Source organism: Ruegeria sp. HKCCA5491 (assembly GCF_013034565.1).
In the GTDB taxonomy this organism is placed as follows: Bacteria; Pseudomonadota; Alphaproteobacteria; order Rhodobacterales; family Rhodobacteraceae; genus Ruegeria.
Genome location: NZ_WQGG01000016.1, coordinates 73,884 through 87,643 on the forward strand (window position 1 = coordinate 73,884; position 13,760 = coordinate 87,643).

Annotated in this window: 14 protein-coding genes; 11 read left to right on the forward strand and 3 right to left on the reverse strand. The window is 57.9% G+C overall.

Annotated elements, in window-relative coordinates; translation table 11 throughout:
- The first annotated feature begins 108 nt into the window (after positions 1 to 108).
- Positions 109 to 918 (forward strand): division plane positioning ATPase MipZ, encoded by an 810-nt coding sequence (locus GOV88_RS19010; protein ID WP_171125364.1) that lies wholly within the window; start codon positions 109 to 111, stop codon positions 916 to 918.
- Here GOV88_RS19010 and GOV88_RS19015 read toward each other — a convergent pair.
- A complete protein-coding gene (locus GOV88_RS19015) occupies positions 915 to 2,144 on the reverse strand; it encodes an adenylate/guanylate cyclase domain-containing protein (RefSeq protein WP_171241387.1) in 1,230 nt (409 codons plus the stop codon). The genes GOV88_RS19010 and GOV88_RS19015 overlap by 4 nt on opposite strands.
- Positions 2,145 to 2,205: 61 nt before the next feature.
- A complete protein-coding gene (locus GOV88_RS19020; RefSeq protein ID WP_171125368.1) occupies positions 2,206 to 2,658 on the reverse strand; it encodes a MarR family winged helix-turn-helix transcriptional regulator in 453 nt (150 codons plus the stop codon).
- 57 nt (positions 2,659 to 2,715) lie between these two features.
- Between GOV88_RS19020 and hmgA the strand changes: the two genes are divergently transcribed.
- From hmgA to GOV88_RS19065, 9 genes are all read left to right on the forward strand, one after another.
- Entirely contained in the window at positions 2,716 to 4,071 is a 1,356-nt protein-coding gene (hmgA, locus tag GOV88_RS19025; protein WP_171125370.1) for a homogentisate 1,2-dioxygenase, read from the forward strand.
- Positions 4,071 to 4,691, forward strand: coding sequence for a LysE family translocator (locus tag GOV88_RS19030; RefSeq protein WP_171241388.1), 621 nt, complete (start codon positions 4,071 to 4,073; stop codon positions 4,689 to 4,691). The genes hmgA and GOV88_RS19030 overlap by 1 nt, the downstream gene beginning before the upstream one ends.
- A 24-nt stretch (positions 4,692 to 4,715) precedes the next feature.
- On the forward strand, positions 4,716 to 5,972 hold the full coding sequence (gene fahA / locus GOV88_RS19035) for a fumarylacetoacetase (protein ID WP_171125374.1): 1,257 nt from the start codon (positions 4,716 to 4,718) through the stop codon (positions 5,970 to 5,972).
- A 3-nt stretch (positions 5,973 to 5,975) separates the two neighbouring features.
- Entirely contained in the window at positions 5,976 to 6,512 is a 537-nt protein-coding gene (locus GOV88_RS19040) for a dihydrofolate reductase family protein (protein WP_171241389.1), read from the forward strand.
- Between the two features lie 3 nt (positions 6,513 to 6,515).
- Positions 6,516 to 7,466, forward strand: a complete 951-nt coding sequence (locus tag GOV88_RS19045; protein ID WP_171241390.1) for an MBL fold metallo-hydrolase — start codon at positions 6,516 to 6,518, stop codon at positions 7,464 to 7,466.
- A 136-nt stretch (positions 7,467 to 7,602) separates the two neighbouring features.
- Positions 7,603 to 9,213, forward strand: a complete 1,611-nt coding sequence (locus GOV88_RS19050) for an FAD-dependent oxidoreductase (RefSeq protein ID WP_171241391.1) — start codon at positions 7,603 to 7,605, stop codon at positions 9,211 to 9,213.
- Positions 9,214 to 9,218: 5 nt separating this feature from the next.
- Positions 9,219 to 9,416, forward strand: a complete 198-nt coding sequence (locus GOV88_RS19055) for a DUF2783 domain-containing protein (RefSeq protein ID WP_171241392.1) — start codon at positions 9,219 to 9,221, stop codon at positions 9,414 to 9,416.
- 18 nt (positions 9,417 to 9,434) lie between these two features.
- Positions 9,435 to 10,070 (forward strand): maleylacetoacetate isomerase, encoded by a 636-nt coding sequence (gene maiA / locus GOV88_RS19060; protein WP_171241393.1) that lies wholly within the window; start codon positions 9,435 to 9,437, stop codon positions 10,068 to 10,070.
- Between the two features lie 87 nt (positions 10,071 to 10,157).
- Positions 10,158 to 10,499: a DOPA 4,5-dioxygenase family protein gene (locus tag GOV88_RS19065; RefSeq protein ID WP_171212654.1), complete on the forward strand. Its 342-nt coding sequence runs from the start codon at positions 10,158 to 10,160 to the stop codon at positions 10,497 to 10,499.
- Here the strand turns inward: GOV88_RS19065 and GOV88_RS19070 are convergent.
- On the reverse strand, positions 10,496 to 12,124 hold the full coding sequence (locus GOV88_RS19070) for an acyl-CoA synthetase (RefSeq protein WP_171241394.1): 1,629 nt from the start codon (positions 12,122 to 12,124) through the stop codon (positions 10,496 to 10,498). The two genes, GOV88_RS19065 and GOV88_RS19070, sit on opposite strands and share 4 nt — an antisense overlap.
- 221 nt (positions 12,125 to 12,345) lie before the next feature.
- Between GOV88_RS19070 and GOV88_RS19075 the strand changes: the two genes are divergently transcribed.
- The gene (locus GOV88_RS19075; RefSeq protein WP_171241395.1) at positions 12,346 to 13,737 is read left to right on the forward strand and encodes an aspartate aminotransferase family protein; all 1,392 of its coding nucleotides are present in this window, start codon (positions 12,346 to 12,348) and stop codon (positions 13,735 to 13,737) included.
- Positions 13,738 to 13,760: the final 23 nt, after the last annotated feature.

The following is a 13,760-nucleotide window of genomic DNA, read 5'->3' on the forward strand; positions in this document are numbered from 1 at the left end:
TTTATTGCGCGTTCACAGTGTTTCGGGTTCTTCCCTTCCCCGTTTCCACAACATATAGTGGTTTTCAACAACGTGTGGTCAAACACGGCGGGATGTGGGAATACAGGCATGGCACATATCATCGTAGTGGGGAACGAAAAGGGCGGCGCAGGCAAGTCGACCGTTTCGATGCACGTCGCCACAGCACTGGCACGGTTGGGCCATAAGGTCAGCACGCTAGACCTTGATCTTCGGCAGCGCAGCTTGGGGCGCTATTTCGAAAATCGCTCTAATTTCCTTAAAAATTCGGACCTGACCCTGCCGACACCGCGTCACCACGACCTGCCCGAGATCGACGCGACCAAATTGAAGCCGGGCGAGAACATCTATGACCACCGCCTGTCTGCTGCAGTTGCCGAATTGGAAAGCGACAGCGATTTCATCCTGATTGACTGCCCCGGCTCGCATACACGTCTTAGCCAAGTGGCGCATTCGCTGGCCGATACGCTAATCACGCCGCTGAATGACAGCTTCATCGACTTTGACCTGCTGGCGCGGATTGATTCAAAGGGCGAGAAAATCCTCGGCCCGTCGGTCTATTCCGAGATGGTCTGGAACGCACGTCAGTTGCGCGCGCAGGCGGGTTTGAAACCGATCGACTGGGTTGTCGTGCGCAACCGTGTAGGCACGCAGCGCATGGTCAACAAGGAAAAGATGCAACGCGCGATCGAGATGCTATCGCAGCGCATTGGCTTCCGCGTCGCCTCGGGCTTTTCCGAACGCGTGATTTTCCGCGAGTTGTTCCCACGTGGCCTGACCTTGCTGGACCTCAAGGATATCGGGGTCAAGCAGCTCAACATCTCGAACATCGCCGCGCGTCAGGAACTGCGTGACATGATGAAAGAGCTGAACCTGCCGGGCGTCGAGATCGACTTTTAACCGTTGTACACGGTAAACAGCTCTTTCGGTTCCGCCACGCCGCGCAGCATGTAACGACCGACCGAGATCAAATCCTGACTGCAGGGCATAGCCGCTTGCGCCACATCGTCTGAAATCAGAATGCGCTGACCCAGCGACCGGTGCATACCTGCGATCCTTGCCGTCTGATTTACCGCAGGCCCGATCACAGTGAAATCAAGGCGGCTTTCCGACCCGATGTTGCCGTATAAAATCTCACCCGCGTGAAGGGCCAGCGTGAAATTGGCAACCGGAAGGCCAGCGGCGCTGCGCTCTTCGTTCAGCGTCCTGATGCGTTCCTGCAGCATAGGCACGGCCTTCAAGGCCGCACGGGCGTCTTCGTCAATTTCGCCCACGTCGAACATGGCCATCAGCCCGTCGCCCATAAACTTCAGGATGTTTCCGTCATTGTCATGCACCACTCCGACGGCCACAGCCAGGTAGTCATTCAGCATGTCGATAATTTCGCTGCCCGGCAATTCTTCGGACAGGCTGGTGAACCCCTCCAGATCAAAGTTCCAGATCACGGCATCAATCTGCTGCAAAGACCCTCGCCGTATTTCGCCCGAAAGAACACGACGACCGGCTTCGCGCCCCAGATAGACACGCATCAGGTCCTTTGATACCCGCGCATTCGACGCCGATTTCAGGGCCAACCCCAAATGGGGCAACGCGGTATTTATCAACTCCAGATCGCCGTCACGGAACCCTTCTGGTGCGTTGGACGTCCAGGACAGCAACACCCCATCCACAGGCTTCTTGGCGTCCCGCGGCGCGTTATGGGTCGGGACATCAAACGTCACCCCACGCGCGTAATATTCGGTCGCCCCACTCTCTCTGAGATCATTGATCAGGGGAAACCGGCTGGGTTCGTTCTGATCCACCATGCGTTCATGCACAACCTCGACATCTTCGTTGAGAATGGCAAAAAGCGGGCTTTGCTGCCAATCCTCGCTGACATCTTCCGAGTACTCGAACTTTTGATAATCCCCGCCGCGCCCCTGGTACCAGCTATAGCCTGTACCGCCATAAACCGGGTGCAACGCGGATTGCGCCGCGTGAAACCGCATCAGCGGCACTCCCATATCGACAAGGCGCGTACAGTACCCGTCCAGAAGCTCTTCCTTTTCGGCACCAGCTAGGCCGCGCGATACCAGCCAATTGATAAGATCGTTCGTTTTCGCCGCGTTGGGGTCCGGGGCTGTCATGTCTAAATCCTGCGTCCACTCAGGGTTTCATCTGGGGTCATCACGAACAGATTACCAGTCCTCACATCATATCCGCCAGTCGCTGCAGCATTTGGCGCAACAGGGTAACCTCGTCCGCACTGAACATCCCCGCCAGCTTTGCGTCGTATCGCTGGGCAATATCGCATAATTCGCGATAAACCGTTTGCCCGGCGGCTGTCAGCGTCAGTATTTCAACCCTGCGATCTGTGTCGCTTCGTTTGCGTACCAGATATCTGCGCTGTTCAAGCCTGCTGACCGCACGACTGATCTTAGTCTTGTGGATCCGCGCGCGCTCACCAATCTCTTTCGCGGTCATTTCGCCGTAATTGCCCAGATGGAACAAAACGCGCCACTCGGTGCGCAACATCCCATACCGGTCCTTATAGGCGCGCTGAAACTCCAACGAACTTTCCTCGGCCGCCCGGTTCAGCAGATAGGGCAGGAAAACCCGCAGATCAAATTCATCTTTTTTGTCGGAATCCGCGCTAGTCATGCTTGTTAGTTACAAAATCAACTATTATCGGACAAGTAGCAAATGGAGGAACACGGGATGAATCGTCCGACTGATCCGCACAGCCTGACACAAGCCAGCAGCCCGGTAGGGACGCACGAAGGCTATATGCCCGGCTTTGGCAACGACTTCGAAACCGAGGCCCTGCCCGGCGCTTTGCCCCAAGGGATGAACAGCCCGCAGCGCTGCAATTACGGATTGTATGGTGAGCAACTCAGCGGCACCGCCTTTACGGCCAACCCGCCCGAGCGGACGTGGTGCTATCGTATCCGGCCTTCGGTAAAACATTCGCATCGCTACGAAAAGATCGACCTGCCCTATTGGAAATCTGCACCTTCTGTTGATCCGGATGTGATCAGTCTGGGCCAGTACCGCTGGGACGCGGTGGCCCATTCGGACGAAGGGCTGACATGGCTGACTGGGATGCGCACCATGACCACGGCTGGCGACGTGAACACGCAGGTGGGCATGGCCAGCCATATCTATCTGGTCACCGAATCCATGGTGGATGACTACTTCTTCTCAGCCGATTCCGAGCTGCTGGTTGTGCCGCAGGAAGGCCGCCTGCGCTTTGCGACCGAATTGGGGATCATCGACCTCGAGCCGAAAGAGATCGCCATCATCCCGCGCGGTCTGGTGTACCGGGTGGAGGTTCTGGAAGGTCCCGCGCGCGGGTTTGTCTGCGAAAACTACGGACAAAAGTTCGAATTGCCCGGCCGCGGTCCAATCGGGGCCAATTGCATGGCCAATCCGCGCGACTTCAAAGCCCCTGTCGCTGCGTTTGAGGACCGTGAGGTTCCCTCGACCGTCACTGTCAAATGGTGTGGTCAGTTCCATACGACGAAGATCGGTCAAAGCCCGCTGGACGTGGTGGCATGGCACGGCAATTACGCGCCCTATAAATACGACCTACGCACGTATTGCCCGGTCGGAGCGATCCTGTTCGATCACCCCGATCCGTCAATCTTTACCGTGCTGACAGCCCCATCAGGTCAGCCGGGTACGGCCAATATCGACTTTGTCCTATTCCGAGAACGCTGGATGGTGGCCGAAGACACGTTCCGTCCGCCGTGGTACCATAAGAACATCATGTCCGAGCTGATGGGCAACATCTACGGCCAGTACGACGCCAAACCTCAGGGCTTTGTTCCCGGTGGAATGAGCCTGCACAACATGATGCTGCCGCACGGCCCCGACCGCGAGGCGTTCGACAACGCGTCAAACTCCAACCTTGGGCCAGACAAGCTGGACAACACCATGTCCTTCATGTTCGAAACCCGGTTCCCTCAGCATTTGACCCGATTTGCAGCAAGTGAAGCCCCGCTGCAGGATGACTACATTGACTGCTGGACCTCTCTTGAGAAAAAGTTTGACGGTACGCCGGGGAAAAAGTGATGAGCTTCGATATCTGGATCACCTATATCGCAACAGTGCTGCTGTTGATGAGTACACCGGGCCCCAGCCAGTTGCTGATGCTGTCGAATTCGGCGGCCAACGGGTTGAAGCGCGGCCTATTCACAGCGGCAGGCGATCTGACGGCGAACCTGCTGCAGATGCTGGCGGCTGGACTGGGCCTTGCCGCAATCATCGCAGCGTCGGGCACAGCGCTGGCGGTGATCAAATGGCTGGGCGTTGCTTATCTGGTTTATCTTGGACTTCGCATGATTGTGAAAACCGGAGGGAAGCAGACCCAATCGGCGCGACCTGCCAGTCGCAAAGCGCTCTGGACGCAGGGCTTTGTCACCTCGGCCGCGAACCCCAAGGCCGTGGTTTTTTTCGCGGCGCTGTTTCCCCTGTTCATCGACGGGGCGCTTCCGTTCTGGCCACAATTCGCAATCCTCTCGGCCACATACCTGACACTCGATGGGCTATTCCTGACCGCATATGGCGGCAGCGCCAGTTGGCTGGCCACGCGCTTGAGAGGGTCCGCCAGGCTGTGGTTGGATCGGGCCGGTGGCAGCTTCATGATTTTGGCGGCCCTTCTGCTGGGCCTGAAATCCCTGCGGGATACTTAAAAAATCAGAAAACAAGGATCACTGATGCCTTTAAAGACATCCTGGGTGGCTTCGGCCAATGACGCCCACCACCCATTTCCGCTGAACAACCTGCCTTATGGCGTATTCTCGACCGAAGGCGATGAACCGCGCTGCGGCGTGGCGATCGGTGACATGATCTTTGATGTCACCGCCGCCGAAGCCGAAGGTTTGATCCAATTGGCGGACGAGCCGCTGTTCGACCTGCCCTTCTGGAACCCGCTGATGGAACAAGGCCCAGCGGTCTGGGCTGCGCTGCGGGACCGGCTGACAGACCTTCTGGCCGAGGGCAGCGAGACACGGTCCGACATTGAACACCTGCTGGTCGCCCAAAGCGACGCCGAGATGCACATGCCTGTCGCGGTCAGCGAATACACCGATTTTTACGCCGGACGGCATCACGCGCAGAATGTCGGCACCATGTTCCGTGGCCCCGATAACGCCCTGCCGCCGAACTGGTTGCACATTCCGATTGGCTATAACGGTCGCGCGTCTTCGGTGGTGGTTTCCGGCACCGATATTCGCCGCCCTTGGGGTCAGTTGAAATCGCCCGACCACGACCGCCCGGCCTTTTTGCCCAGCCGTCGTTTCGACATAGAACTGGAAATGGGCGCGCTCGTGGGCACGCCTTCGGATGGGCCCATCACAGTGCAAGAAGCCGACAATAATATCTTTGGCTATGTCCTGCTGAACGATTGGTCCGCGCGTGACATTCAGGCGTGGGAATATCAGCCGCTTGGACCCTTTCAAGCCAAGGCCACAGCGACATCCATCAGCCCCTGGATTGTCACCAAGGCGGCACTGGAACCGTTCCGATGCGACACCCCTGCGCGCGAATTCGAGTTGCTGGATCACCTGAAAGACTGCGGCCCGATGCTGTATGACATTGATCTGTCGGTAACAATGGCACCCGAAGGGAAGCCCGCCACAACAATCGCCAGAACGAATTACAAAGAGATGTACTATTCCTCGGCGCAGCAACTGGCCCATCACTCGACCTCGGGCTGCCCGATGAACACAGGCGATCTGCTGGGGTCCGGCACAATATCGGGGCCAACAAAGCCCGAGCGCGGCTCGCTTCTGGAACTGAGCTGGGGCGGGAAAGAACCGCTTACTCTGGACACGGGCGAATCCCGTACCTTTATCGAAGACGGCGATACCCTGACCCTGACCGGTGAGGCGAAGGGCGAAGGCTACACAATCGGGTTTGGTGACTGCGTGGGCACGGTCCTGCCTGCCCTGCAAGACCCTTACGGGCGCTAACCCATGACGGCGAACCCCACGTATGTCGGATACATCGCGATGAGCCTGGACGGATTCATCGCTGATCCCGACGGCAGTGTCGATTGGCTGAACCCGTTCAACGAAGCCCTGGCCTCGGACGGGGGCGACGGGGGCTATGGAGAATTCATATCGTCCATCGACGCGCTGATCATGGGTCGCGCGACTTATGATCAGGTTCTTGGATGGGGCTGGCCATATGACGAACGGCCCGCCTATGTGTTGACCCGGCAGACCAAGATCAAAGGCCCACACATCGCCGCTGCGGGCAGCATAGAGTCCCTGAAAACTGCCATTTTGGAAGCCGGGCATAAGAAGGTCTGGATTCTTGGCGGTGGCAAAACACAGCGGGCAGCGATTGACGCCGGAATGTTCGACACGCTTCGTGTTTTTATCATGCCAACCCTGCTTGGTCAGGGACTGCCCTGTTTTGCCGCCGGAAAACAGCACGATCTGACGCTGCTGGACGTCACAAAACTGCCGGGCGGCATTCTGCAAATCGACTACAAAATAAAAGGTTGAACGATGGCAAAAGCTTTCGCGTCCCAAGGGGACATGTCTGAAAAGAACATCTCGTTTACTGAGGTAGGCGAAGGCCTATACGCCTTCACCGCCGAAGGGGATCCGAATTCTGGTGTCATCATCGGCGACGACAGCGTGATGATTATCGAGGCACAGGCAACGCCGCGTCTGGCAAACAAGGTCATCGAATGCGTTCGCTCGGTTACGGACAAACCCATTACCCACGTCGCGCTGACCCACTATCACGCTGTCAGGGTGCTGGGTGCCAGCGCCTTTGGTGCGCAACAGATCATTATGTCCGCCATGGCCCGAGCCATGGTCGTGGAACGCGGGCAGGAAGACTGGGACAGCGAATTCCAACGCTTCCCTCGGCTGTTCGAAGGACACGAAAGCATCCCCGGCCTGACATGGCCCACCTCCACCTTCAGCGACACGATGACCGTCTATCTAGGCAACCGCCGGGTTGATCTGATGCATCTGGGCCGCGCGCACACGGCAGGCGATATCGTGATCCACGTGCCCGATCAGAACGTTATGTTTACCGGTGACATCGTCGAATATCACTCGGCCTGCTACTGCGGTGATGGTCATTTCAGCGATTGGGGCGACACGCTGGACGAAATCAAGTGGTTCGATGTCGATGCAATTGCACCGGGACGCGGGGACGCGTTGGTTGGCAAAAGCATGGTGAATGCCGCGATTGAAAACACACGCGACTTTGTGGAAAGCACCTATCGTCCGGCGGCCAGGGTTGCCGCACGTGGCGGTTCATTGAAAGAAGCTTGGGATGCCGTTCGCGCCGAATGCGATCCCAAATTCTCGGACTACGCAATCTACGAACATTGCCTGCCATTCAACGTCGCCCGCGCCTATGACGAAGCGCGCGGCATCGACACTCCGCGCATCTGGACCGCGCAGCGCGATCTTGAAATGTGGGAGGCATTGCAGGGCTAGGGACATACCGTCGCATTTGATCCAGATCGTTTTGCGCCGGAAAAATCAGTGAAATCATCGTGTATGACCTCCGGCATGGCAATGCCCAGGGACCAGAGTTTTGCGCCAGTCGCGCTAAAGCATCGGGGGAGAACCCATGAACAAGATTTTCGAAACGCCGCTTTACGCCTATGACCGCAGCCCCGATCAGGATGCGTCTACCCCGGTGCGCCACAAGGTAATCGTCATCGGGGCCGGACCCATCGGGCTTGCCGCGGCAATCGACCTTGCGCAACAAGGGGTTGAGGTCGTGGTGCTGGACGAAAACGACAAGGTCAGTTTTGGCAGTCGGGCCATCTGTTTCTCGCAGCGCACGCTGGACATTGCCGATCGCTTGGGCGGCGGCAAACCCATGGTTGATACCGGCGTCCAGTGGGACGCGGGCAAAGTGTTCTTTGACAATCGCAAGGTCTACGAGTTCAACCTTCAACCTGAGAAAGGCTATGGAAACCCTGCCTTCATCAACCTTCAGCAATATCATCTGGAGCGCATTCTGGTCGATCGCATCCGAGATCTTCAGGCTGAGGGTGCGCCCGTGGAAATACGTGGCCGCAACAAGGTCGAGGCCATCGGCACCCATGACGACCACGTCAAGCTTGAGGTTGAAACGCCGGAAGGTCCCTACAATGTCGAAGCCGACTGGCTGATCGCCTGTGACGGTGCGCACTCTCCGACCCGCCGGATGCTGGGGCTGGACTTTGACGGGCGTGTGTTCGAGGACAATTTCCTGATCGCCGATGTGGTGATGGAGGCCGATTTTCCGACCGAACGCTGGTTCTGGTTCGACCCACCCTTCAACCGCGGCCAATCCGCGTTGCTGCACAAACAGCCAGACAATGTCTGGCGTATTGACCTGCAACTGGGTTGGGACATCGACAAAGAGCGTGAGAAACGGCCGGAAAACGTTATCCCGCGCCTCAAACAAATGCTGGGTGAAGATGTTGAGTTCGATCTGGAATGGGTCTCTATCTACACCTTCCAATGCCGCCGGATGGAGCGTTTCCGCTATGGTCGCGTCCTCTTTGCCGGGGACAGCTCCCATCAGGTCAGCCCGTTTGGTGCGCGTGGTGCCAATTCCGGCATTCAGGACACGGACAACCTGTGCTGGAAACTGAAGCTGGTGATTGACGGGCAGGCACCCGAATTGCTGCTGGACAGCTACAGCCGCGAACGCGTGCAGGCAGCGGATGAGAATATCAGCATGTCCACGCGCTCAACCGATTTCATCACGCCCAAGTCCGAGATGTCGCGCCTGTTGCGAGATGCGGTTCTGGACCTCAGCGAACACTATGACTTTGCCCGCCCGCTGGTAAATTCCGGACGTCTGAGCACCCCTTGCACCTACACGGGGTCTTCCCTGAACTCGGCTGATGCCCTGAACGGGCCTGACATCACACGACCCGGCTCGGCCTGTCCCGATGCACCGCTGGGCGATGCGTTCCTGCTGCCCAAGCTTGCGGGCAAGTTCACCCTGCTGACGATTGATGCCGACGCACCGGACAGCCTGGAAGAAGACGGCGTCGTAGCCACGCGGCTTGCGTTGTCTGTAAAGGATGATCCGACACTGGATTTGAAACGCCGATATCTGGGTGACGCGACCAGCGGCGTCTACTTGATCCGTCCGGACCAGCATGTCGCGGCCCGGCGCGACAACTTCGAAGAAAACGCTTTCCGCCAGGCAATCCGCCGGGCAACCGGTAAGGAGTAAGCGAAATGACCGATTTGATCCTCACCCCCAATCTGGACAGTGCCGATAATTTCTATGCGAGTCTGTTGACGGCCCATGAAGGTTTGGACAGGGCCGAAAGTGACGCCCTGAACGCGCGGCTGGTTTTGGTGCTGGCCAATCACATTGGAGATGCCGAGGTGTTATCCCAAGCTTTGAAAGCGGCCAAACTCCAAGACAACTGACCCTGGCAGGAGAGCCTAATGAACACGGTTTTGTATGATTACTGGCGGTCTTCAGCCAGCTACCGGGTGCGGATCGCGTTGAATCTGGCCGGGATCGCCTATCAGCCGGTTTCCATTGATCTGGTCGCAGGTGATCACAAATCCGGCGATCATCTGGCGCGCAATCCACAGGGTTTGGTGCCAGTCCTCGAGATTGACGGCCTGCAACTAACACAATCACTCGCAATCATCGACTATCTGGACCAGACGCGCGGCATGGGCCTGCTGCCTGCGGAACCTGCCGCCCGCGCTCGTACACTTGCGCTGGCGCACTCCATCGCCGTCGACTTGCACCCGGTCTGCAACCTTTCGGTCGCGCGCCATGCAACAGAACTGAGCGGAAATACCGAAGGGATGCCGGGCGATTGGATGCGCCATTTCATCCGCCCCGGCCTGTTGGCGTTCGAGGCCCTTCTGGGCGGATTCGAACAGGTCCCTTATTGCACCGGGCCGCAACCAGGTCTGGCCGATCTATGCCTGATGCCGCAGATGTATAACGCCCGCCGCTGGGACGTTGATCTGACCAACCTGTCCCGCATTCTGAGCGTCGAGGCCGCCTGCGCGGTACACCCCGCCTTTGCAGATGCCCACCCCGACCGGCATGTACCCGCCTGATCTGCTGCACAGGGTCTGTGTGCACATGGCCATAGGCATCCGGGCGGCGCAGACCTACCTTCACCATACCTAATGATGGAGGCTCCCATGCCCGAGATCACCGGCTACCACGCCCATGTCTATTTCAACGCCGACACGCAAGAGACCGCCCAGCAGCTCTGTAAAGACGCCGCGCGCCTGTACCCAGTTGAGATGGGCCGAATGCACACCAAGAACGTCGGTCCCCATCCGCGCTGGAGTTGCCAGTTGGCCTTCGCCGCAGACGCCTTTGATCAGGTCATCCCCTGGCTGATGCTGAACCGGCAGGGGCTTACCATCTTCACCCACCCCGAAACCGGGCAACATCTTGAGGATCATCGAGACCGCGCCATCTGGATGGGCGAGATGCTTGCGCTGGACCTTTCAATCTTTGACAGGATGGGGAGTTAGTCCAGTTCCCGTGCCTGATCCCGCAGTTTGAACTTCTGAATCTTTCCTGTTGATGTCTTAGGCAATGGGCCAAACACCACAGTCTTGGGCGCCTTGAAATGCGCCATATTATCCCGGCAGAAGGCTATGATCTCGGCGTCTGTCGCCTGCGCATCGGGCTTTAGCTCGACAAACGCGCAGGGCGTCTCGCCCCATTTCTCGTCCGGGCGGGCAACGACTGCGGCCTCCATCACGGCCGGGTGCTTATAAAGGATATCTTCCACCTCGACCGACGAGATATTCTCGCCGCCCGAGATGATAATGTCCTTTGACCGATCCTTTAGCGCGACATAGCCGTCCGGGTGCACGACCCCCAGATCGCCAGAGGCGAACCACCCGCCTTTGAACGCCTTGTCCGTGGCATCCGGGTTCTTGAGATACCCTTTCATCACCACATTGCCCTGCATGAAAATCTCGCCCATCGTCTTACCATCGGCGGGCACCGGTTCCAGCGTTTCGGGGTCGGCCACCATCAAACCCGACAAAGCGATATAGCGAACCCCCTGCCGGACCTTCAGCGCGGCGCGCTCATCGGCGGATTTGTCATTCCATTCGTCCTTCCATGCACAGACAACCGATGGGCCGTAGGTTTCGGTCAGACCGTATACATGAGTGACCTCGATCCCCATCCCCTCCATATTCGCGATCACGGCGGCTGGTGGCGGGGCACCTGCAGTCATCACTTTGATCTGGTGATCGAAATCCTTGAGGTGATCCGGCGCATTGGCCAGCATGTTCAGAACAATCGGCGCGCCACAGAAATGCGTGACCTTCTCATCCCGAAAGGCCGCATAGATAGGCTCATCCCGCACAGCGCGCAGACAGACCGATACCCCGGCATTCGCCGCCATCGCCCATGGGAAACACCAGCCATTGCAGTGGAACATCGGCAACGTCCACAGATAGACCGAGTGTTTGGGCATATCCCAGTCCAACAGGTCCGACTGCGCATTCAGCGCGGCACCTCGGTGATGATACACAACGCCCTTGGGATTGCCGGTCGTGCCCGAGGTATAGTTCAGCGTAATCGCGTCCCACTCGTCATCCGGCAAAGACCAAGAATGGTCTGGATCGCCCTCGGACAGAAGCGCTTCGTAGGTCAGGGACCCCAGCTTTTCCCCGCCATCAAAACTGGCATCTTCAATATCTATGACCAGCAGATCATGATCGACCTGCTTCAATGCCTCTTTCACCGCGCCCGAAAACTCAGGGTCGACAAGCAGTATCTTGGATTCAGCGTGGTTGAGGATGAAGGCAATGATCGGCGCATCCAGCCGTGTGTTGATCGCGTTCAACACCGCACCGGTCATCGGGACACCAAAATGGGCCTCGTACATCTCAGGGATATTGGCGGCGATGATCGAAACCGTGTCGCCTTTGCCAATGCCACGCGCAGCAAGTGCCCCCGCCAGACGCCGACACCGGGCATATGTTTCGGCCCAGGTATATCTGCGTTCGCCATACACGACGGACGGGTAATCGGGGTAAACCTGCGCCGTCCGCTCAAGGAAACTGAGCGGTGATAGCGGCGTATGGTTCGCGCGGCATTGATCCAGATGACGTTCATAAATGTTGGCGACAGTCATCGGTTTCCCCTCCCTTTGTCTGATCGCGCGACTTGATCACAAAGTTGCCCGGCTGACAAACCCGTAGAAATACGGCGCAGGTCTGGACTGGCAATATGCGATGATGCAATCTGGCCCTATCTACCGATGGTCTTTCGCGGTGATCTGAGCCATCTAAAACACACGGGCCGGGATTAAGCTCCGGCATCCTGCGCACCCAAGAAATTCTGAAAGGACATGTCATGGACGGCACGTTCAACGAAAACGATCTTTCCCGCGTGGTCGAGGCAGACCGCGCCCATATCTGGCATCACCTGATCCAACATAAACCCTTTGAAACCAACGACCCGCGCATCATTGTCGAAGGCAAAGGCATGCGCGTCTGGGATCAGAACGGCAAGGAACATCTGGATGCGGTCTCGGGCGGGGTCTGGACTGTCAACGTGGGCTATGGCCGCGAATCGATCTGCAAGGCTGTCTATGACCAGTTGATGAAGCTGTGCTATTTCGCAAACTCGGCCGGGTCCATTCCGGGCTCGATCTTTGCGGAAAAGCTGATCAGCAAGATGCCGGGGATGAGCCGCGTCTATTATATGAACTCGGGCTCTGAGGCGAATGAGAAAGCCTTTAAGATGGTCCGCCAGATCGCCCACAAGAAATACGGCGGCAAGAAGACCAAGATCCTGTATCGCGACCGCGATTATCACGGATCAACTCTGGCGGCGATGTCGGCGGGTGGTCAGGACGAGCGCAACGCGCAATACGGCCCATTCGCACCCGATTTCGTGCGCGTCCCGCATTGCATGGAATACCGCAAGCATGAGCTGGACGGCGCCCCCGAAGAGAATTTCGGCGAATGGGCGGCTGATCAAATCGAAGAAGTCATCCTGCGTGAAGGCCCCGACACCGTGGGCGCCCTGTGCCTTGAGCCTGTGACCGCAGGTGGCGGCGTGATTGAAGCCCCTGAGGGCTACTGGCAGCGCGTGCAGGAGATTTGCGACAAATACGACATCCTTCTGCATATTGATGAGGTCGTCTGTGGTGTCGGCCGCACCGGCACTTGGTTTGGCTATCAGCAATACGGGGTGAAGCCTGATTTCGTGACCATGGCCAAGGGTGTCGCCTCGGGCTATGCGGCGATTGCCTGCATGGTCACGACCGAGGAAATCTTTGACATGTTCAAGGACAACGCGGACGACCCGATGAACTATTTCCGCGATATCTCGACCTTTGGTGGCTGCACCGCTGGTCCGGCGGCGGCGATCGAAAACATGCGGATCATCGAGGATGAGAACCTGCTGCAGAACTGCACCGACATGGGCGCGCGCATGATGGGCAACCTGCAAGAGCTGATGGAGAAGCACAAGGTCATCGGTGACGTGCGCGGCAAGGGTCTGTTTCTTGGGGCCGAGCTGGTGTCGGACCGCTCAAACCGTGAGCCTGTGAACGAGAAACTGGCACAGGCCGTTGTGGCGGACTGTATGGCGCAGGGGGTTATCATCGGCGTGACCAACCGTTCAGTGCCAGGCAAGAATAACACGCTGTGCTTCTCGCCCGCACTGATCGCGACAGCGGACGATATCGACCAGATCACCGACGCGGTCGACGGTGCGCTGGGGCGTGTGTTTGGTTGATCCTTACCGCGGTGAAGTAACAA

Excerpts from the sequence above, each read along its gene's own strand:
- GOV88_RS19010 (WP_171125364.1), top strand. The coding sequence starts at position 109 with ATGGCACATATCATCGTAGTGGGGAACGAAAAGGGCGGCGCAGGCAAG.
- GOV88_RS19015 (WP_171241387.1), bottom strand. The coding sequence starts at position 2,144 with ATGACAGCCCCGGACCCCAACGCGGCGAAAACGAACGATCTTATCAAT.
- GOV88_RS19020 (WP_171125368.1), bottom strand. The coding sequence starts at position 2,658 with ATGACTAGCGCGGATTCCGACAAAAAAGATGAATTTGATCTGCGGGTT.
- hmgA (WP_171125370.1), top strand. The coding sequence starts at position 2,716 with ATGAATCGTCCGACTGATCCGCACAGCCTGACACAAGCCAGCAGCCCG.
- GOV88_RS19030 (WP_171241388.1), top strand. The coding sequence starts at position 4,071 with ATGAGCTTCGATATCTGGATCACCTATATCGCAACAGTGCTGCTGTTG.
- fahA (WP_171125374.1), top strand. The coding sequence starts at position 4,716 with ATGCCTTTAAAGACATCCTGGGTGGCTTCGGCCAATGACGCCCACCAC.
- GOV88_RS19040 (WP_171241389.1), top strand. The coding sequence starts at position 5,976 with ATGACGGCGAACCCCACGTATGTCGGATACATCGCGATGAGCCTGGAC.
- GOV88_RS19045 (WP_171241390.1), top strand. The coding sequence starts at position 6,516 with ATGGCAAAAGCTTTCGCGTCCCAAGGGGACATGTCTGAAAAGAACATC.
- GOV88_RS19050 (WP_171241391.1), top strand. The coding sequence starts at position 7,603 with ATGAACAAGATTTTCGAAACGCCGCTTTACGCCTATGACCGCAGCCCC.
- GOV88_RS19055 (WP_171241392.1), top strand. The coding sequence starts at position 9,219 with ATGACCGATTTGATCCTCACCCCCAATCTGGACAGTGCCGATAATTTC.
- maiA (WP_171241393.1), top strand. The coding sequence starts at position 9,435 with ATGAACACGGTTTTGTATGATTACTGGCGGTCTTCAGCCAGCTACCGG.
- GOV88_RS19065 (WP_171212654.1), top strand. The coding sequence starts at position 10,158 with ATGCCCGAGATCACCGGCTACCACGCCCATGTCTATTTCAACGCCGAC.
- GOV88_RS19070 (WP_171241394.1), bottom strand. The coding sequence starts at position 12,124 with ATGACTGTCGCCAACATTTATGAACGTCATCTGGATCAATGCCGCGCG.
- GOV88_RS19075 (WP_171241395.1), top strand. The coding sequence starts at position 12,346 with ATGGACGGCACGTTCAACGAAAACGATCTTTCCCGCGTGGTCGAGGCA.